Below are 20,096 nucleotides of genomic sequence, written 5' to 3'. Positions count from 1 at the left end.
GAATAAAAAATCACTGCCGTTAAAGTTACTGTAACCCAATAGACCCGCCTGGCGTAAATAGACAGGCAAGTTTTAAAGCCAGGTATTAAAGAGGAAACAGATTATGGCTATTACAGTAAATACAAACGTGACTTCAATGAAAGCACAAAAGAACTTGAATGCTTCTAGCCAAGGTTTGGCAACTTCAATGGAGCGTCTTTCAAGTGGTCTACGCATTAACGGTGCGAAGGACGATGCAGCGGGTCTAGCTATTTCTAACCGTCTAGATTCACAGGTACGTGGTCTAGAAGTGGGCATGCGTAACGCAAACGATGCTATCTCGATTGCGCAAATCTCTGAAGGTGCAATGCAGGAGCAAACAAACATGCTTCAGCGTATGCGTGACCTAGCAATCCAATCTGAAAACGGTGCAAACAGTGCTGACGATTTAACAGCGATTAAAGCTGAAATGGATGAGCTTGCAACAGAGATTACCTCAATTGGTGATACAACTGCATTTGGTAACACTAAGTTAATGGATGGCGGTTTCTCTACCGGTAAGAAGTTCCAAGTTGGTCACCAAGATGGTGAAGATGTCACGATTACCGTTAAAAAGACCGATGCGACAACACTTTCGGTTGGAACATTAGATGTAACAACTTCAGCGGGTCGTGATGCTGCCATTGGTAAGCTTGATGCGGCAATCAAGAACATCGATGGTCAACGTGCTGAATTGGGTGCGGTTCAAAACCGTTTATCACACAACATCAGTAACAGTGCCAATACTCAAGCTAACGTTGCAGATGCTAAGAGCCGTATTGTTGATGTGGATTTTGCCAAAGAAACTGCTGCGATGACTAAGAACCAGGTGCTACAGCAAACAGGTTCTGCGATGCTCGCACAAGCAAACCAGTTACCACAAGTTGCACTATCTCTTCTTTAATAGGGGCTCTCAATAAGAGAGCAGAACGTTAAAGTAGTAGCCTAAAAGGGAGATTCGTAATGAGTCTCCCTTTGTTGTTTACATTTCAAGGCGTTTAGTACGTCGTTAAATACAGTCTTATGGAGGTGAAGTATGACAATGGATGTAAGTTTCGCTAGTTCCACAAACCCTACAGCTGTAAAATTGGATACGAATAATAGCACTGCAGCTACAGGTTCAGAGCCGTTGCTAAGCTCTGCTTTGAAAAGCAAAGCTGAAGGCGCAATCAGTGGCATATCCTCAACGGAAGAGGCCAAAGAGCAAACGCTAGCGCTTCATGATGTTGCAAATGAGCTTACCGATATGATGTCGTTGATGCGAAAAGGTTTAGCCTTTAAAGTTGATGAACACTCAGGTCAGAATATTGTTAGTGTTATGGATGTAGACTCTGGGGATGTTATTCGCCAGATCCCAAATGAAGAAGCACTTGAGTTAGCGCAAAAGCTAGCAGAAGTGGCTGGATTCTTGCTTAAGACTGAAGCGTAACAGACGCGTCAACAATCAAATTATTTTGTCTAGGGGGCAAAAATGGCATTAACAGCAACCGGTATTGGCTCCGGCTTAGATATCAACACCATTGTTGGGGTGTTAGTTGATGCCGAAAAAGTACCCAAAGAAGCAATTTTTGATAAAACTGAAAAAACGATTGAAGCTAAGGTTTCGGCGATCGGAACACTTAAGAGTCAGTTGTCCACCTTCCAAGATGCTCTTGAAAAGCTGTCAGATCCCGCATCACTAAATATACGCAAAGTGTCTACGGGTGACAGTAGTTACTTCAGCGCTGTTGCTGACAAGAATGCTCAATCTGGTAGTTATCAAATTCAAGTAGAGCAATTAGCGACTTTCCATAAAGTTGCAGGTACTAACGTTGCAGATGCAAGCGCCGCTTTAGGTCAGGGTAAGTTAGATCTTTCTGTTAATGGTAAGGCTTTCTCTATTGAGGTTGAAGCGGGTGACTCGTTAGAGGCTATCGCAAAAAAAGTCAATGATTCTGCTGATAACTCTGGTGTTACGGCAACCATCATTAAGAGTGATGGTGGTAGTCGTTTGGTATTTAGCTCAGATGAGTCAGGTACTGACAACCAAGTGACAGTGAGTGCGACTGATACTGTTGGAACCGGCTTGAACGATATGTTCGGTGCAGGTAATTTGACCGAGTTGCAAGCTGCACAAAATGCGATAGTACACATCGATGGTCAAAAAGTGACCTCGCAAAGCAATGATGTTGAAAATGCGATTGCTGGAGTCACACTCTCTTTGACCGATGCCGATGTCGCTAAGACATCAACATTAAAGATTGAGCAGGATAATGAGGCTGTTAAGGATAACGTTAAAGGTTTTGTTGACGCTTATAACACCTTAATTGACTCAATAAACAAATTATCGAGTTATGACGTAGAAAAAGAAGAAGCGGCGGCGCTACAAGGCGATTCAATGATCCGCTCGATTGAGTCGCAGCTGCGTAATATGATCAGTAACAGGGTCGATGTCGACGGTGAAACCATTGCGCTTTACGATATTGGTATTGAAACCGACCGATATGGCAATATGTCGATTGATGATGCAAAGCTTGATAAAGCCCTTGCTGAAGATATGGGGTCTATCGAGGGCTTATTTGCCACCCCTGATACGGGGATCGCGACCAGCTTAGATAAGGTGGTTGACGGTTACGTTAAATCTGGTGGTTTAATCGATAGTCGAAATAATGCGTTAACGAGCGATAAACAACGTTTAGACGATCAGCGTGAGGCCTTTACTCGTAAGATGGATCTGCTTGAGGCTCGTCTATTTAAGCAGTTTAACGCGATGGACCTGATTGTTGGACAGTTAAACCAGCAGAGTGCGGGTTTGGCTGACAGGTTGAATTCATTACCTGGTGTTGTTAGCCAATAATTATTTAACTTTAGTTAGCTTAGGAGTTTAGTTTGCAGTCATTATCCGAGTTAAATGAAGCGTTGGAAAAAGTGCTTGCCACACTTAATCAAGTGCCTGCTGAAGACAACTCCACCGATGAGTTGGTATCATATTTGCAGGAGTTGGTTGGGAAGCGTCAACTTTTACTCACTAGTATATTTGCTAACGCAACTGATGCAGATGAATCTGAATTGAGAAAGCAATTATTGATAACTCAATCTTTTGAAGCGCAAGCTAAAGTGATTCTGGAGCATAGACAATCACTGCTGTATGCGGGACGTAAAAGTAAACGACAGCTAAATGTTTACAAAGCTATAGATGCTAATAGGTAGGTTTTAATGAGAAGTTCTCTTCAATCATATCGTAAGGTTTCGCTAGAGAGCGAAATAGCAGTGGCGTCACCACATCGCATTATTCAGATGATGTTTGACGGTGCGCTGCAACGTATTGCGCAGAGTCGTTATGCGATTGAACACAATGATCTTGCTAACAAAGGTATATTCATTGGCAAGGCCATCGGTATTATTACAGGCTTACATAATAGCTTGAACATGGACGCGGGTGGGGATGTCGCAAAAAATCTTAATGAGTTATATGATTTTATGTTACGCCGCATTTCAGAAGCAAACCTCAATAATGATGTTAAAGCACTCGATGACGTCAGTGGTATCATTAGAACGATTAAAGAAGGGTGGGATGCTATTCCGGCTGATAAACACCATATAGATTCCCATGCTAATGCAATGTAAGTGTTAGAGATGATAGGGAGGTAATTACGCCTCCTTTTTGTCACCTGTCAATAATATGTCTAACTACTGATTATAAAGTAGAGTTTTTAACCTAAAACTTAGTCTGTTCCTCATAAAATCCATCAGGGGCTTGCTAATAACGGGCTGATAATACACTATTCTATTCGGTAGATATTTGAGAATGAATTTTAGATAACTACCGGCCAGATAATGGCTTGTAAAAATTGGCTTGAGAAAAGCAACGAACACTAATAATTAATGCGCTGAAATATTTAAGCCTAACGGCCTTCGGAATGATGCAAACAGATCAACGAATTCTACTTATCGGTAACCAGTCTGAGCGAATTAATCGCTTGTCGTGTGTATTTGAGTTTTTAGGTGAGCAAGTCGAGCTGATCGATTTTGATAAACTTGAAATGCATACTAAGCAAACGCGTTTTCGTGCGATTGTTTTACCGTCTGAAAATCAATCGAAAGAACTGACTCAGTCTTTGGCTAGTGCGCTTCCATGGCAGCCTATTTTATTGCTCGGTGAAAGAGGCGACGTGAAAGCGTCGAATATTCTTGGAAGCATCGAGGAGCCATTAAACTATCCGCAATTAACTGAATTACTTCATTTCTGTCAGGTCTATGGACAAGTTAAACGTCCAGAGATCCCAACAAGTGCCAATCAGACTAAATTATTTAGAAGTTTGGTCGGTCGCAGTGAAGGCATTGCTAATGTCCGTCACCTTATTAACCAGGTTGCAAGCTCTGAAGCTACAGTTCTAGTTCTTGGGCAATCGGGTACGGGTAAAGAGGTTGTAGCCCGTAATATTCATTATATCTCCGATCGCCGTGATGGCCCGTTTATTCCGGTCAACTGTGGTGCTATCCCTGCCGAGTTATTAGAAAGTGAACTTTTTGGTCACGAAAAAGGCTCATTTACAGGCGCGATTAGTGCCCGTAAAGGCCGTTTCGAACTGGCTGAAAAAGGCACGTTATTTCTAGACGAGATTGGTGATATGCCCCTGCAGATGCAGGTAAAACTGCTACGCGTTTTGCAAGAACGGATGTTTGAACGTGTTGGTGGCAGTAAGTCTATCTCTGCTGATGTTCGCGTTGTCGCTGCCACTCATAGAAACTTAGAAACTATGATTGAAGAGGGCGGATTTAGAGAAGATCTGTATTACAGATTGAATGTTTTCCCTATTGAAATGCCAGCTTTGTGTGAGCGCAAAGAAGATATCCCACTATTACTGCAAGAGTTGGTGAGTCGCGTTTATAACGAAGGCCGTGGTCGAGTTCGTTTTACTCAACGAGCTATTGAGTCATTGAAAGAGCACTCATGGTCTGGCAACGTACGTGAACTTTCTAATCTGGTTGAGCGGTTAACCATTCTCTATCCGGGTGGATTAGTCGATGTAAATGACTTACCGATTAAGTATCGTCATATTGATGTGCCAGAGTATTGCGTAGAGATCAGTGAAGAGCAGCTTGAGCGCGATGCCTTAGCGTCAATTTTTAATGATGAAGAGCCAATCGACATTCCAGAAACCCGTTTTCCAAGTGAATTACCCCCGGAAGGTGTTAATCTGAAAGATCTTTTGGCTGAGCTTGAAATTGATATGATCAGGCAAGCGCTAGATCAGCAAGACAACGTGGTTGCCCGCGCAGCAGAAATGCTCGGTATTCGTCGTACTACGCTAGTTGAGAAAATGCGTAAATACGGTATGGGTAAAGATTGATAAAAGCCGGTTCAAGCTAAGACGAACGCTTCGCTCACGGAAGACGGAACGTTCGCAGGCTCACTTCGAGGACGGACTTCGTCCTGCTAGAGCGCTTCGCTTCTAGGAAAAATACAAGCAAAGACTGTTTAAGCTGAGATGATTCAAGCTAAGATGGTTTGAATCAAAGTGAACTTTCGATATTTACCTACTTTCTTGAATAAGCCAGAAGATGAGTCTTCTGGCTTTTTTATGGCTCATCGCGGTTTTTCGGCTTTGTATATCAATTATTGCCGTCGTTTTAATCTTTTCCGTAAGCGAAGCGTTCCGTAGTGGCATTCAATTTAATCAAGCTGCCACGTGCTGTGAGGCCTGAGGCTGTTCGTCTCTGCATGCCCGTCTCAGCTTTAACCTAGAACCTAGAACCTAGAAGTCACGCTCTCGCAGTGGCATTCAATTAAAGTCAATAGTCACGTCCTCGCAGCGCAGCGTCCTTCTTAGCTTTAAACAACTGGCACACTTCCTGCTTCACCCCATTCAAATGCAGTTTTTTTGACGGGGCCACCATGTCCGCTATTCCAAAACCACAAATCGATACAGCTAATGCGACTGATGCCGTTGGCAAAGCACATGTTGTTGATGTCAATGCTGTAAAGCGTCCACAGCTGGTTGATGTGCAGCAGGCCGCGAATATGTCAAATCGCTTGGATCATATTCTGCAGGCGATGCCTTCAGGCGTGGTGATTATAAATGGCGATGGTATGGTCACCGATGCAAATCCCGTCGCGATAGAACTGCTCGGTAGCCCGCTTGAAGGTTTACGTTGGCTACAAATAATAAATCGCGCTTTTTCACCCCAAGATGATGATGGCCATGAGGTTTCTTTACGAAACGGTCGTAGAGTTAAGCTTGCTATTACTCCGCTAACACCAGAGCCTGGGCAGTTAATTGTGTTAACGGATCTAACTGAAACGCGATTGCTGCAAAAAAACCTGTCCCATCTACAACGGTTATCAGCGTTAGGTAAAATGGTGGCAACTCTTGCTCACCAAGTCAGAACGCCGTTAAGTGCAGCACTGCTGTATGCCTCTAATCTTGCAAGCACCAAGATATCTGATGATGCTAGAAAGCGCTTTCAAGGTAAGCTTGTCGATAGACTTAATGAGTTAGAGCATCAGGTCAACGATATGCTGTTAATGGCAAAAGGACGTCAGCAAGAACTTGATAATATTATTGTTATTGAAGAAGTGGTTGATAACGTGTTGAGTAATTGCCAGCCAATCGCAGAGCAAAAGGCTTGTAAGTTGGTTTTTAATAATGAATCAAAGCAAAAAATTAGAGCCAATGATGCCGCTTTGTGTTCAGCAATCAATAATCTAGTGATGAACAGTATCGAAGCGGGCGCAAACCAAATCACGTTACATGCATTTGATACTAATACGGCTCTACACCTTGATGTCATCGACAATGGCAAGGGGCTGGATGCGGCTATGCAACAAAAGGTATTAGAACCTTTTTTTACTACCAAATCTCAAGGTACAGGTTTAGGTTTAGCCGTGGTGCAGTCGGTAGTGAGTAACCATGGTGGAAAGATGCAGTTTAGTTGCCACCCGGGCAATGGCTGCACAGCTTCATTGAAGTTTCCATTGCTGACAACCATCAAAAATGAGCAAGTACTAGGAGAGAGCCAGCATGTCTGAAGGTAAGTTGTTACTGGTAGAAGATGACGCATCACTGCGCGAAGCGTTACTCGATACCTTGATGCTAGCTCATTATGATTGCGTCGATGTTGGCAGTGCCGAAGAAGCCATTTTGACCTTAAAAAGCCAACGCTTTGATATGGTTATTAGTGACGTGCAGATGGAAGGCGTCGGTGGGATAGGTCTGCTTAATTACTTACAGCAGCACCATCCTAAAGTTCCAGTATTGTTAATGACGGCTTATGCAACTATCGATAATGCTGTTAATGCAATGAAGTTGGGTGCGGTGGATTATTTATCAAAGCCGTTTTCTGCCGAAGTATTAGTTAATCAAGTTTCTCGCTATATGCCGGCAAAGGCTGCTGAAGGCACACCGATTGTGGCTGATGAAAAGAGCTTGGCGTTATTGGCTCTGGCGCAGCGCGTAGCGGCCTCTGATGCATCTGTGATGATTATGGGACCAAGTGGCTGTGGTAAAGAGGTGTTGGCTCGATATATTCATCAAAATAGTCAACGCGCCGAGCAGCCATTCGTGGCGATTAACTGCGCAGCAATCCCTGAAAATATGCTCGAGGCTACCCTGTTCGGCTACGAGAAAGGAGCGTTTACTGGCGCCTATCAAGCGTGTCCAGGTAAGTTTGAGCAAGCACAAGGTGGCACCTTATTACTCGATGAGATCTCTGAGATGGAGGTGGGGCTGCAGGCAAAACTGTTGCGTGTACTACAAGAGCGCGAAGTTGAACGTTTAGGCGGGCGTAAAACGATAAAGCTTGATGTTCGGGTGCTTGCTACTTCTAATCGTGATTTAAAAGCCATGGCAACATCGGGCGAGTTTAGAGAAGATCTGTATTATCGTATCAACGTATTCCCGCTGACCTGGCCTTCACTTAATCAACGTCCAGCCGATATTTTGCCCTTGGCAAGGCATCTACTGCAACGTCATGCATTGATTGCTAATTACAGTGAGTTACCCGAATTAAGCGAATGCGCATCACGACGTTTATTGACTCATCGCTGGCCTGGCAATGTGCGAGAGCTTGATAACGTAATTCAAAGAGCCTTGATTCTATGCACTGCAAAAGAAATAACGGCAGCAGACATTATTATCGATTCAGTAGAATTAGATTTTAACCCTGAAAGCACACCTTTAGTTGTTAATAAACCCGCAGAGCTTGAAGGTTTAGGTGATGAGCTTAAAGCACAAGAACATGTGATTATTTTAGAAACCTTGACTCAATGTAATGGCAGTCGAAAGTTAGTTGCTGAAAAACTTGGCATCAGTGCCAGAACGCTGCGCTATAAGATGGCAAAAATGCGCGACTCAGGAATTCAAATACCTGCTTAAAAGCTAAGACGAACGCTTCGCTCACGGAAGACGGAACGTTCGCAGGATCTCTCACAGAACGCTGCGCTGACGGTACAAGCTGAGAAGGTACAAGCTGAGATGAGAGCACATAAAATAATTTTTTGTAGGTTGGGCTTCAGCCCATCAATCAAGGAGGCACACACAAGGTTTGTCGGGATAAATCCCGACCTACGTTAAAAAAGGGCTAGGAAGAGACGGTACAAGCTTTTCCGGCTTTTTCGTCTCAGCTCTATTCGGCTCTAAATCGTTTATGCTTTAATCGGCTTTTCCGTAAGCGAAGCGTTCCGTAGTGACATTCAATTAAATCAAACAGTCACGTGCCGTTAGGCCGCAGGCCGTTCGTCTATTGTTTTCCCGTCTCTGTTTTTAACGTCTTGGCTTTTTCTCGTTCCCTAGAAGTCACGAAGTGGCGCTCTCGAAGTGACGCAGTCACGTCCTCGCAGCGTAGCGTCCTTCTTGGCACTTCCCCTTCTTTTTACAAACTGGCAAGCTATTTGCTTTATCTCGCTATATCAACATTTTCGTCAAGAAAACGACATGGGAGCTAAGTATGCAAATTGGTGCGAATTCATTACTGCAAGAGATGCAGTCACTTAATGGTCAAATTGGTACTTCAAGCATTCAAACGGGCATTGCGCGCCAGGTTCAAAATACTTCAGGTAGTGATTTTGGTCAGCTGCTGTCGCAAGCTGTTGGAAATGTAAGCGAACTTCAATCAAATGCTGCTAATCTCGCCACTCGGCTCGATATGGGAGATACCACCGTCACTTTATCTGATACCGTGATCGCTAGAGAAAAATCAAGCGTTGCTTTTGAAGCAACCGTGCAAGTGCGCAATAAGCTCGTAGAAGCTTATAAAGAAATTATGAGTATGCCTGTTTAGGCCGTTATTACGTAGAAACAGGGTGCAATAGTGAGTACAGAAATGGTCGTAGGTACAGGTTCTGGTTTAGCAACCAACCCGCAAACATCAGGTGTTCAAGAAGAACATAAGCCTGGCTTAATGGGGTCCTTAGGTGGCGTCGATATGTTACGCCAAGTGACGATGATTTTGGCGCTTGCTATCTGTCTAGCCTTAGCTGTTTTTGTGATGATCTGGGCTCAAGAACCCGAATATCGCCCCCTAGGGCAGATGAGTACCGCTGAAATGGTGCAGGTACTTGATGTTTTAGACAAAAATCAGGTGAAATATGAGATCCAGGGTGACGTGGTTAAAGTGCCCGAGGATAAGTATCAAGATGTAAAGATGATCTTAAGTCGTGAAGGCTTAGATAGTGCTGCGAATAAAGATGATTTCTTATCTAAAGATAGTGGCTTTGGCGTCAGTCAGCGTATGGAGCAAGCGCGCTTAAAGCACAGCCAAGAACAAAATCTTGCCCGTACCATCGAAGAATTAAAAAGCGTGACCCGCGCAAAAGTGATTCTAGCCTTACCGAAAGAAAACGTATTTGCTAGAAACCGTTCAAAACCTAGTGCAACGGTTGTAGTGAGTACAAGGCGCAGTGGTTTAGCTCAAGAAGAAGTCGACTCCATTGTCGATATCGTGGCTTCTGCGGTGCATAACCTTGAGCCCAATAAAGTCACCGTGACCGATGCTAACGGCCGCTTACTTAATTCTGGCAGTCAAGACGGCGTATCAGCTATTGCTCGACGTGAGCTTGAAATTGTTCAGCAGAAAGAATCAGAATATCGCAATAAAGTTGAGTCGATTCTGATGCCAATCTTAGGTCCTGAGAACTTCACATCTCAAGTTGATGTCAGCATGGATTTCACCGCGGTTGAACAAACTGCCAAGCGCTATAATCCAGACTTACCAGCATTAAGAAGCGAGATGGTTGTAGAGAACAATTCCAATGGCGGCATTAGTGGCGGGATCCCTGGCGCCTTATCAAATCAACCTCCAATGGCATCAGATATTCCTCAGGAAGTTAATGCAACAGAATCGGTAAAGCAAACATCGGGTAGTAGCCACAAAGAGGCGACACGTAATTTCGAACTCGATACCACTATTAGCCATACTCGTCAGCAAATTGGCACACTACGTCGTGTCAGTGTTTCCGTGGCTGTTGATTTTAAAAATGCGCCAATGGCAGAAGATGGCAGTGTTAACCGGGTGCCGCGGACTGAGCAAGAACTTGCCAATATCCGCCGCTTACTAGAAGGTGCTGTCGGTTTTAATACCCAGCGCGGTGATGTGATTGAAGTGGTTACCGTGCCATTTATGGATCAGCTTATCGAGGCTGCTCCAGCGCCTCAATTGTGGGAGCAACCTTGGTTTTGGCGTGTGATAAAGCTCGTACTGGGAGCATTAGTGGTTTTGGTATTGATCCTTGCTGTAGTGCGCCCAATGCTGAAAAAATTAGTATACCCAGATAGCGTCAACATGCCGGATGAGCCATCGGTAGGTGGTGAATTAGCAGAAATTGAAGATCAATACGCTGCAGATACCTTAGGCATGTTGCAGCGCCCTGAAGCGGAATACAGTTATGCCGATGACGGTTCTATTATGATCCCGAACCTGCACAAAGACGATGATATGATCAAAGCGATCCGCGCACTGGTGGCTAATGAGCCTGAACTATCGACACAAGTTGTGAAAAACTGGTTACTTGAAGATGACAAATGATATTAGTGTAGAAGCGAAAACGGCGCCTGGCTTTAAGCCCAGTGACTTAAGTGGTATCGAGAAGACCGCCATTTTACTGCTAAGCCTGAGTGAAAGTGATGCAGCATCGATTTTAAAGCATCTAGAGCCAAAGCAAGTGCAAAAGGTCGGTATGGCAATGGCAGCGATGCAAGACTTTGGTCAAGAGAAGGTCATTGGTGTTCACAAGCTATTTTTAGATGATATTCAAAAGTATTCATCGATTGGATTTAATAGCGAAGAGTTTGTGCGTAAGGCGTTAACAGCAGCATTAGGTGAAGACAAAGCGGGTAACCTAATCGAACAGATTATTATGGGCAGTGGTGCCAAAGGTCTTGATTCACTTAAGTGGATGGACGCGCGTCAAGTTGCCACCATTATCCAAAATGAGCACCCGCAAATTCAAACTATTGTTTTATCTTATCTTGAGCCTGATCAAGCGGCTGAGATTTTCGCCCAGTTCCCAGAAAATACCCGTTTAGATTTGATGATGCGTATTGCTAACCTTGAAGAGGTTCAGCCGGCTGCACTGCAAGAGCTTAACGACATCATGGAGAAACAGTTTGCCGGTCAAGGCGGGGCGCAAGCCGCTAAGATGGGCGGCTTGAAGGCGGCAGCCAATATCATGAATTACCTCGATACTGGGGTTGAAAGTCACTTGATGGAAACAATGCGCGAATCTGATGAAGAGATGGCGCAGCAGATCCAAGACTTGATGTTTGTGTTTGAAAACCTAAGCGATGTCGATGATATCGGCATTCAAGTATTGCTACGAGAAGTACAGCAAGACGTATTGATGAAGGCACTTAAAGGTGCAGATGAACAGCTGAAAGATAAGCTACTCAGTAATATGTCTAAACGCGCAGCCGAGCTACTTAGAGATGACCTAGAAGCAATGGGCCCAATCAGGATCAGTGAAGTTGAAGTCGCTCAGAAAGAGATCTTATCTATTGCTCGTCGTTTGAGTGATAGCGGAGAGATCATGCTTGGCGGCGGAGGCGGTGAAGAGTTTCTATAATGACAGAACCTAAAGAGCCTCAAGGCGCCAGTGTGAATACGACTGACGAATTTTCCCATTGGGAACTGCCTGAAGTTAGGCAAGAAATTAATCCCTCCTCGCTGAATATGTTTGGTCGTAACAGCTTGCAAATACAGGTTGACGATCCCATTGAGTCAGAAGTTATTTTGCCGCCAACCTTAAGTGAGATTGAAGATATTCGTGCTCATGCAGAGCAAGAAGGCTTTAGTGAGGGGATGGATAAAGGCTTTAGTGAAGGCCTTGAAAAAGGGCGTTTACAAGGATTAGAGCAGGGCCATGGTGAAGGCTATTCTCAAGGCCAGCAACAAGGCTACGAAGAAGGGCTAAAAACGGCAGCCGAACAACTGCAACGTTTTGAAAGTCTACTGAGTCAGTTCGAAGCGCCATTAGCATTATTAGATACTGAAATTGAAAAAGAACTGCTCGCCACCTCGATGACGCTCGCCAAGGCCGTAATAGGCCATGAGCTTAAGACTTACCCTGAGCATATTTTATCGGCACTACGCCAAGGTGTTGATTCTTTGCCGATAAAAGAGCAAAGAGTCAATATTCGTGTCACTCCAAGCGATGAAGCCTTAATTGGCGAGTTATACACTCAAGCCCAGTTAGAACGAAACCGCTGGGAAATAGAAGCCGATCCAAGTCTAAGCCCTGGTGACTGTATTATTGACAGTGTTCGAAGTCATATTGATATGACGGTAGAAACCCGTATTGGCCATGTTTTTGCTGACCTTGATAAGCACCAACAAGATCTTTTACAGATGAAAGAGCAGCAAGAAGAAGCGTTACTTAAAGCAAGGCAACATAAAGCTGAGCAACACGCCGACTATCATGCCTCAATGACGTCAGAGCTTAACCGCGCGACTCACGAGCAAGTACTTGATGCGTCACAGGAACAAGCCTTAGGTGAGCAGGCTGCAGTGATAGATAATCAGGCCGCGGTGCTAGACAATCAGACTCAAGCTGCAGAACTCCAAAGCCAAATAACAGAACACAGCGAGCAAGTGCCTGCTGGAAGCCACTAAAGCAACTGAAGCAACCGAAGCCACTAAAGTAACTGAAGCAACTGAAGCAATTAAGGTGAACATGCCGACCCGTCAGCACCAATTACGCAATAAGCTGGCTCAACACCAGCAAAAAATCCATCCATTTTTGGTTGAAGCGAGTGGCCAGCTGGTGCGAGTGGTTGGTTTAACCTTAGAAGCCACTGGGTGCCGCGCTGCAGTTGGCAGCCTATGCGCTATCGAAACCATGGCGGGTAGCCTCATTGCCGAGGTCATAGGTTTTGACGATCAATTACTGTACCTCATGCCCATCGAAGAGTTGCGTGGCGTGCTGCCGGGAGCCAAAGTGACTCCACTTGGTGAGCAATCGGGATTAAACGTCGGCCTATCTCTTCTCGGGCGGGTACTCGATGGCAGCGGTCAGCCCATCGACGGCTTAGGTAACTTGAAAACAGATCAAAGAGCCTCTAGCCATGTTGCCGCAATTAACCCACTTACAAGGCGTGCCATTAGTGAGCCACTCGATGTTGGCGTAAGAGCCATTAACGCCATGTTGACCGTGGGTAAAGGCCAGCGTATGGGCTTGTTTGCGGGCTCAGGGGTCGGTAAAAGTGTGCTGCTTGGAATGATGACCCGCGGGACAACGGCAGACATTATCATCGTGGGGTTAGTGGGCGAACGTGGCCGCGAAGTAAAAGAGTTTATTGAAGAGATTTTAGGCCCAGAGGGACGTGCACGATCTGTTGTCGTGGCAGCACCTGCCGATACGTCACCGCTTATGCGTCTTCGCGCTTGTGAAACCTCTACTCGCATCGCCGAGTATTTTCGCGATTTGGGCTATAACGTATTGTTACTAATGGATAGCTTAACTCGCTATGCGCAAGCACAACGTGAAATCGCCCTTGCTGTGGGTGAGCCGCCGGCAACCAAAGGCTATCCGCCATCGGTATTTGCCAAACTGCCTAAATTGGTTGAGCGAGCCGGTAATGGTGGCGGTCAACAAGGCTCAATTACTGCGTTTTATACCGTATTAACTGAAGGCGATGATTTGCAAGATCCTATTGCCGATGCGTCAAGAGCCATTCTCGATGGTCATATCGTATTGTCACGCAGCCTAGCCGACTCAGGACATTATCCGGCTATCGATATCGAAGCATCAATTAGCCGTGTCGCACCTATGGTTATCAGTCCAGAGCACTTAGAGGCGATGCGAAAAGTTAAACAGGTTTACTCTCTGTATCAGCAAAACAAAGATTTGATCTCCATTGGTGCCTATAGCCAAGGTAGCGATCCACGCATCGATAATGCGATTCGCTTACAACCCGCGATGAATGCGTTTTTAAGGCAAACCATGAAAGACTCGATAACGTTTGATAGTAGCACCTTAATGCTGAGCCAATTGGGGGCGCAATGTCAGGCTTAACTTTTAAGCAGACCTCAATCATTAAGACCTTAGCCATTCAGGTGTTAGCCACTCAGACGTTAGCTCATCAGTGCTCAGGCAATAACAGAGTAGACTATCATGACTAAACCCGATCCACTGCATATGGTGCTTAAGCTGACGCAAGATGCCGAAGAGCAGGCTTCACTGCAGCTTCGCTCGGCGCAACTTGAGCTGCAAAGACGTCAAAGTCAGCTTGAAGCGCTGCAAAATTATCGTCTCGACTATATGAAACAGATGGAGCAGCAACAGGGGCAAAGCATTAGCGCCAGCCATTATCACCAATTTCATCAATTCGTACGTCAAATTGATGCGGCAATCGTGCAGCAGGTCAATACGGTGAAAGATGCCGATACTCAAAGGCAACACCGCCAAGCATATTGGCAAGAGAAACAGCAAAAGCGTAAAGCGGTGGAGTTGTTACTCGCCAATAAAGCAGAAAAAGCCAAGCTTGCTGAATTACGCAGCGAACAAAAAATGGTAGATGAATTTGCATCGCAGCAGTTTTACCGTAAGCGGCAGCGTTAATTCTCAGCAGTTACCCACCTAAATAATCCCATTTATCCCTGATACAGAGCTAGTGTTAAAGCGCTCGTAATTAAGAGCTCCTAATTAGAGAGCTCAGTATTCATTTTTTGACAGCATTCATTTCACTGTTGATAGAGCAATATTGGCTCTTTTAGGTTATTCCTTCATTGATCTATATCCCTGCAATAACGAGCGATTAAAGGCTGCGTTTGCTTTTGGCACTATTATTGCTTTCTATTGTGTTGACTGCCCCAATTCAGCCGATATTTTGACATATTCCCTCGTAGGTCGGTTTGATGAGTTAACCCTAACGGAGACGTAATGCAGCAGATGAACAACATTTTACTCAGTGGCTCAGAACATAGTAAAAAGGCCACTGAAAATAACAATAAATCTTTGGAGCCATCTCTTAAACCTAGGGCTAACTCTGAAGGTGATTCTGAAGTTGGTAGCTTTTCGGCTGCGCTGGAAAAAGCGGGTAAACAGACTGACACTAAGGCAGAGTCAGCTTCTTCAGCAGTTGATAAGCAATCATCAAGTGCGAGTTCAAGTTTAGAAATTACAGCAGAAAGCAACATTCAGGCACAAGCCAAGGCTGAGAGTGCTACTGATGATGTCAGCCAGGTGTTTGCCCAGATCAATCTTGCAAATAATTTTGGTAGTGAAGTTCAGCTTGCCGCCAACGGCGAAAGCTTGCCGCTACAAGTGGCATCAGAAGCGACTTCAGAAGAGACATTAGCAAGTGAGCTTGAAGCGAGCGAACTTGCAGGCGATATCTTAACGGCGTTGAGTCAAGAGTCAGGCTTGTCAGAGCAAGAGCTAACTCAGCTTTCTGCCGCAGAGTTACACAAGCTGTTGCAGCAAAGCCAAATTTTAGATGCTAATGGCGAATTAACAGCGGAGTTTGCTGTTACGGCTAATGTTAATCTCGACTTGGGGGCTAATTCGCAGCCAAAACAGCAAGAGGTTGGGCTAGTCGGTCAAGCGGGAGTGACTGATAAAGCCGGTCTTGCCAATATTGCAACGGACCCTGAGGCGCTTCACTCTGCTCTAAAAAGCGCTGACGCGAATACGAAAAATGAGCCTCGCGACATTTTCGGTAAAGAGCTTGCCGGGTTATCTCAATTACAGTCTCAGTCTCAATCCCAATTACAGAAAGCCAGTGGTGAGCAGCTAAAAAATGCCGATGCCAGCAGCCAAACGATGACTAATCAGTTGGCTGCAACCGAACAACTTAAAACGGCTGAATTGTCGGTGCGAATGATGTCATCGCAAACGGGACAAGAGGCAAGTTTAACCGGTGCTGACGCAGCTCAGGATCTTAAAGCGTTAACGGGTTTGCAGGGGCAATCATTACAGCTGCAAGCAGGAGCGCAGCGTCAAGAAATACCACAGCTGCAATTGTCATTGAAACAAGGTGCTGAACAAACACCGCCAATGCAACAGATGATCCAGCGTTTCTCACCGATGATGAATCAGCAGCTGATCACCATGGTTAGCAACGGGGTACAACATGCTGAAATTCGCCTAGATCCACCAGAGCTTGGCCATATGATGGTGCGCATTCAAGTCCAAGGTGATACCACTCAAGTTCAATTTCAAGTAAGTCAGCATCAAACTCGTGATCTTGTTGAGCAAGCAATGCCAAGGCTGCGTGAGATGCTGGCAGAGCAAGGGATGCAGTTAACCGATGGCCAAGTGTCTCAAGGGGGCGGTGGAAATACCGACGGTGAACAAGGAAACGGCCGCAAAAATGACAGTGGTATGGCCGAAACGGATGAAATTTCAGCAGAAGAGTTGCTCGCAAGGTCAAATCTATCAACAAGTTCGGCATCAGGTATAGATTATTACGCATAAGCAGGTAATCTATAGCGGCTTAAGAATATTGATAAGAGTGATGACGTCGCTCTGCACTCCAGTTAGGGAAGAAAAATGGCAGAAGAAGCAACATTAGAACTAGAAGATAGCGCTGAGCCTCGCAGTAAAAAGAAGCTCATTTTATTCGGCGCAATTGCTATGGTGCTAATGACCATTATCGCTATTACAGCATGGATGTTATTGCGCTCAGATGATGTTGCAGAGGTTGCAGGTACGGGCGATACCGCTGTTGAATCTGCCTCAAGAAGCGGAGAAGCGTTTTATGCGGCTATGCCCAGACCATTTTTGTTCAATTTACCAGATAATGGCCGAACCCGCTTAGTCGAAATTAAAGTGCAATTAATGGTTCGTGGTAATGACGATGACACTTTGATTAAAAAGCATATTCCGTTAATTGAAGATGCACTGCTTACCACATTTAGTGGTGCTGATATCCAGAAGCTCAGCTCTCCTGCTGGTAAGGATGAATTACGTCTGTTAGCGCTGCGAAATGTACAAAATACCCTGCAGCCCGTAACTGGCCGCACAGTGGTAGAAAAAGTCCTATTTACCGGTTTTGTCATGCAATAAGTTGTGTGAAAAAAGTAATTATTTTATATAAGCAAAGGCGATATCGTGAGTGATTTATTAAGCCAAGACGAAATTGATGCACTGCTCCACGGAGTCGATGATGTCGATGACGATATTATTGACGACAATGAGCTCGATGCACGTTCATATGATTTCTCGTCGCAAGACAGAATTGTACGTGGTCGTATGCCAACGCTCGAGATCGTCAATGAGCGTTTTGCTCGGCACTTGCGGATCAGCATGTTTAATATGATGCGTCGTGCGGCAGAAGTGTCGATTAACGGCGTGCAAATGCTTAAGTTTGGTGAGTATGTCCATACCCTGTTCGTGCCAACCAGTTTAAATATGGTGCGTTTTAGCCCTTTAAAAGGTACCGCGTTAATCACCATGGAAGCCCGTCTCGTTTTTATTCTGGTAGACAACTTCTTTGGTGGTGATGGCCGTTTTCATGCCAAGATTGAAGGCCGCGAATTTACCCCTACCGAGCGTCGTATCGTACAACTGCTGCTAAAGATTATCTTTGAAGATTATAAAGACGCCTGGGCGCCAGTCATGGATGTGCAGTTTGATTATCTTGACTCTGAAGTCAATCCGGCAATGGCCAATATTGTGAGCCCTACTGAAGTGGTTGTGGTGAGTTCATTTCATATTGAGGTTGACGGTGGCGGCGGTGATTTTCATATCACAATGCCGTACTCGATGATTGAGCCTATTCGAGAACTGCTCGATGCGGGTGTGCAAAGTGATACGCAAGATACCGATATGCGTTGGTCGCAGGCACTGCGTGATGAAATCATGGATGTTGATGTGGGGATCGATGCGACCATTGTTGAGCATAAACTCACTCTAAGAGAAGTTCTGGCGTTTAAAGCGGGTGACGTTATCCCGGTTGAACTGCCCGAGCACATCATCTTGAAAGTCGAAGATTTACCGACTTATCGTTGTAAGATGGGAAGAACAAAAGAAAATTTAGCATTAAAAATTTGCGAAAAAATTCCAAGACCAGAAACGGTTAAGACAGAATTACAGCTAGTGACCCACAAAGGCCGTGGGCGCGAACGTTCAGATATATAAGGTGAAGGGTAAATGAGTACAGATACAGATGATTGGGCGTCAGCAATGGCTGAGCAAGCGATTGAAGAAGCTAAAGCTGTTGAATTCGATGAGTTTAACAACGATAGTGCGCCGTTAAGTGAAGAAGAAGCATCTAAGCTCGACGCGATTATGGATATCCCGGTCACTATTTCGATGGAAGTCGGTCGTAGTTTTATCAATATTCGTAATTTACTGCAGTTAAATCAGGGTTCAGTCGTCGAGCTCGACAGGGTCGCGGGTGAGCCTCTCGATGTGATGGTTAACGGTACCTTGATTGCCCATGGTGAGGTGGTAGTCGTCAACGATAAGTTCGGTATTCGTCTAACGGATGTCATTAGCCAAACAGAGCGAATTAAAAAGCTGAAGTAAAAGGGACGTTTAATGAGCTTTCAACTGGTATTAGCCGGAGTGAGTAGTGCGGCAGCTCAAGCTGAAACACCTGCTTCACCAACGAGCATCGCTACGCTTTCAAGCATGGTAGGTGGTTTGATCCTTGTATTGCTATTAATTTTCTTCTTAGCTTATTTGGTCAGACGTTTTAACTTAGTCCCCAGTAGCCAAGGGGTGTTAAAAACAATCGCTGTGACGCCTCTAGGGCAAAAAGAGAAACTGGTATTGGTTGAGGTTGCAGGTCAACAATATCTACTTGGAGTTACACAACAGCAAGTGAGTCTCATTGATAAATTAGCGCAGCCTGTTGAAATATCTGGCGAGTCATTTGCCAGCCGACTTCGTCAAGCTAAGTCATCATGATGAAGTGGATTTTACTTCTGGCCGGATTAGCGCTGACTCTTATAGCACCCACTGCACTTGCTGAAAACGGTATATTGCCAGCCGTGACGGTCTCAACGGGGGCCGATGGTTCAACGCAATACTCTGTGACCATGCAGATTTTGCTATTAATGACCGCGCTAAGTTTCATTCCTGCGATGGTCATCATGTTGACTTCGTTTACCCGTATTATTGTGGTGCTGTCGATTTTACGTCAAGCGATTGGTTTACAACAGACCCCGTCTAATCAGGTGTTGATTGGCATCAGTATGTTCATGACATTCTTTATTATGTCGCCAGTATTCGACAAGATATACGTTCAAGCGGTTAAGCCTTATATCGAGCAAGGTATGCCGCTGCAAGATGCCTTTACAACCGGGCAAGGGCCACTTAAAGATTTTATGTTGGCCCAGACTCGAAACTCGGATCTAAACACATTTATTGAAATCTCGGGTTATCAAGGCATTGTTGAGCCAGAAGATGCTCCAATGACCGTCATTATTCCGGCATTTATTACCAGTGAGCTAAAGACGGCCTTCCAGATCGGCTTCATGTTGTTTGTGCCGTTTTTGGTGCTCGATTTGGTGGTAGCCAGTATCTTAATGGCCATGGGTATGATGATGTTGTCACCTATGATTGTATCATTGCCATTTAAGATCATGTTATTTGTACTCGTTGACGGTTGGAGCCTAGTGATGGGCACCTTAGCCAACAGTTTTGGATTGTAGGT

Annotated in this window: 20 protein-coding genes; all 20 read left to right on the top strand. The window is 45.0% G+C overall.

Annotated features, from left to right (window positions below; genetic code table 11):
• Positions 1-103 precede the first annotated feature (103 nt).
• The 20 genes from ACVBIU_RS12525 (at position 104) to fliP (ending at position 20,094) form a co-directional block, all read left to right on the top strand.
• Entirely contained in the window at positions 104-922 is an 819-nt protein-coding gene (locus tag ACVBIU_RS12525) for a flagellin N-terminal helical domain-containing protein (protein WP_447161420.1), read from the top strand.
• Between the two features lie 132 nt (positions 923-1,054).
• The gene (locus ACVBIU_RS12520) at positions 1,055-1,447 is read left to right on the top strand and encodes a flagellar protein FlaG (protein WP_447163923.1); all 393 of its coding nucleotides are present in this window, start codon (positions 1,055-1,057) and stop codon (positions 1,445-1,447) included.
• A gap of 42 nt (positions 1,448-1,489) precedes the next feature.
• Positions 1,490-2,854, top strand: a complete 1,365-nt coding sequence (gene fliD / locus ACVBIU_RS12515; RefSeq protein WP_447161419.1) for a flagellar filament capping protein FliD — start codon at positions 1,490-1,492, stop codon at positions 2,852-2,854.
• A 32-nt stretch (positions 2,855-2,886) separates the two neighbouring features.
• Positions 2,887-3,207: a hypothetical protein gene (locus ACVBIU_RS12510; protein WP_447161418.1), complete on the top strand. Its 321-nt coding sequence runs from the start codon at positions 2,887-2,889 to the stop codon at positions 3,205-3,207.
• A gap of 6 nt (positions 3,208-3,213) precedes the next feature.
• Positions 3,214-3,624 (top strand): flagellar export chaperone FliS, encoded by a 411-nt coding sequence (gene fliS / locus ACVBIU_RS12505; RefSeq protein WP_447161417.1) that lies wholly within the window; start codon positions 3,214-3,216, stop codon positions 3,622-3,624.
• A 293-nt stretch (positions 3,625-3,917) separates the two neighbouring features.
• Positions 3,918-5,351, top strand: coding sequence for a sigma-54 dependent transcriptional regulator (locus ACVBIU_RS12500; RefSeq protein WP_447161416.1), 1,434 nt, complete (start codon positions 3,918-3,920; stop codon positions 5,349-5,351).
• Positions 5,352-5,896: 545 nt separating this feature from the next.
• The gene (locus ACVBIU_RS12495) at positions 5,897-7,030 is read left to right on the top strand and encodes a sensor histidine kinase (RefSeq protein ID WP_447161415.1); all 1,134 of its coding nucleotides are present in this window, start codon (positions 5,897-5,899) and stop codon (positions 7,028-7,030) included.
• On the top strand, positions 7,023-8,375 hold the full coding sequence (locus ACVBIU_RS12490) for a sigma-54-dependent transcriptional regulator (protein ID WP_447161414.1): 1,353 nt from the start codon (positions 7,023-7,025) through the stop codon (positions 8,373-8,375). Before ACVBIU_RS12495 ends, ACVBIU_RS12490 begins: the two co-directional genes overlap by 8 nt.
• 571 nt (positions 8,376-8,946) lie before the next feature.
• Positions 8,947-9,279: a flagellar hook-basal body complex protein FliE gene (gene fliE, locus ACVBIU_RS12485; protein WP_439267775.1), complete on the top strand. Its 333-nt coding sequence runs from the start codon at positions 8,947-8,949 to the stop codon at positions 9,277-9,279.
• Between the two features lie 42 nt (positions 9,280-9,321).
• A complete protein-coding gene (gene fliF, locus ACVBIU_RS12480; RefSeq protein ID WP_447163939.1) occupies positions 9,322-11,022 on the top strand; it encodes a flagellar basal-body MS-ring/collar protein FliF in 1,701 nt (566 codons plus the stop codon).
• Positions 11,012-12,058 (top strand): flagellar motor switch protein FliG, encoded by a 1,047-nt coding sequence (gene fliG / locus ACVBIU_RS12475; RefSeq protein ID WP_447163924.1) that lies wholly within the window; start codon positions 11,012-11,014, stop codon positions 12,056-12,058. The genes fliF and fliG overlap by 11 nt, the downstream gene beginning before the upstream one ends.
• Complete coding sequence (gene fliH / locus ACVBIU_RS12470) at positions 12,058-13,104, top strand: flagellar assembly protein FliH (protein ID WP_447163925.1); 1,047 nt, start codon at positions 12,058-12,060, stop codon at positions 13,102-13,104. Before fliG ends, fliH begins: the two co-directional genes overlap by 1 nt.
• A 61-nt stretch (positions 13,105-13,165) precedes the next feature.
• Entirely contained in the window at positions 13,166-14,506 is a 1,341-nt protein-coding gene (fliI, locus tag ACVBIU_RS12465; protein ID WP_447161411.1) for a flagellar protein export ATPase FliI, read from the top strand.
• Positions 14,507-14,605: 99 nt separating this feature from the next.
• Positions 14,606-15,052, top strand: a complete 447-nt coding sequence (fliJ, locus tag ACVBIU_RS12460) for a flagellar export protein FliJ (protein ID WP_447163926.1) — start codon at positions 14,606-14,608, stop codon at positions 15,050-15,052.
• Between the two features lie 321 nt (positions 15,053-15,373).
• Positions 15,374-16,909 carry a flagellar hook-length control protein FliK gene (locus ACVBIU_RS12455; protein WP_447163927.1) on the top strand — a complete coding sequence of 512 codons (1,536 nt, stop codon included), beginning with the start codon at positions 15,374-15,376 and terminating at the stop codon, positions 16,907-16,909.
• 75 nt (positions 16,910-16,984) lie between these two features.
• Positions 16,985-17,500 (top strand): flagellar basal body-associated protein FliL, encoded by a 516-nt coding sequence (gene fliL / locus ACVBIU_RS12450; RefSeq protein ID WP_447161408.1) that lies wholly within the window; start codon positions 16,985-16,987, stop codon positions 17,498-17,500.
• 45 nt (positions 17,501-17,545) lie between these two features.
• Positions 17,546-18,574: a flagellar motor switch protein FliM gene (fliM, locus tag ACVBIU_RS12445; RefSeq protein WP_447161407.1), complete on the top strand. Its 1,029-nt coding sequence runs from the start codon at positions 17,546-17,548 to the stop codon at positions 18,572-18,574.
• Between the two features lie 12 nt (positions 18,575-18,586).
• Entirely contained in the window at positions 18,587-18,964 is a 378-nt protein-coding gene (fliN, locus tag ACVBIU_RS12440) for a flagellar motor switch protein FliN (RefSeq protein ID WP_447161406.1), read from the top strand.
• A 12-nt stretch (positions 18,965-18,976) separates the two neighbouring features.
• Positions 18,977-19,348 (top strand): flagellar biosynthetic protein FliO, encoded by a 372-nt coding sequence (gene fliO / locus ACVBIU_RS12435; RefSeq protein ID WP_447161405.1) that lies wholly within the window; start codon positions 18,977-18,979, stop codon positions 19,346-19,348.
• The gene (fliP, locus tag ACVBIU_RS12430) at positions 19,345-20,094 is read left to right on the top strand and encodes a flagellar type III secretion system pore protein FliP (protein ID WP_447161404.1); all 750 of its coding nucleotides are present in this window, start codon (positions 19,345-19,347) and stop codon (positions 20,092-20,094) included. The genes fliO and fliP overlap by 4 nt, the downstream gene beginning before the upstream one ends.
• The last annotated feature ends 2 nt before the right edge of the window (positions 20,095-20,096 follow it).

Source organism: Shewanella sp. 30m-14 (genome assembly GCF_052977125.1).
The sequence above is the reverse complement of the archived record's forward strand: the minus strand, read 5'-3'. Positions and strand labels throughout refer to the sequence as shown.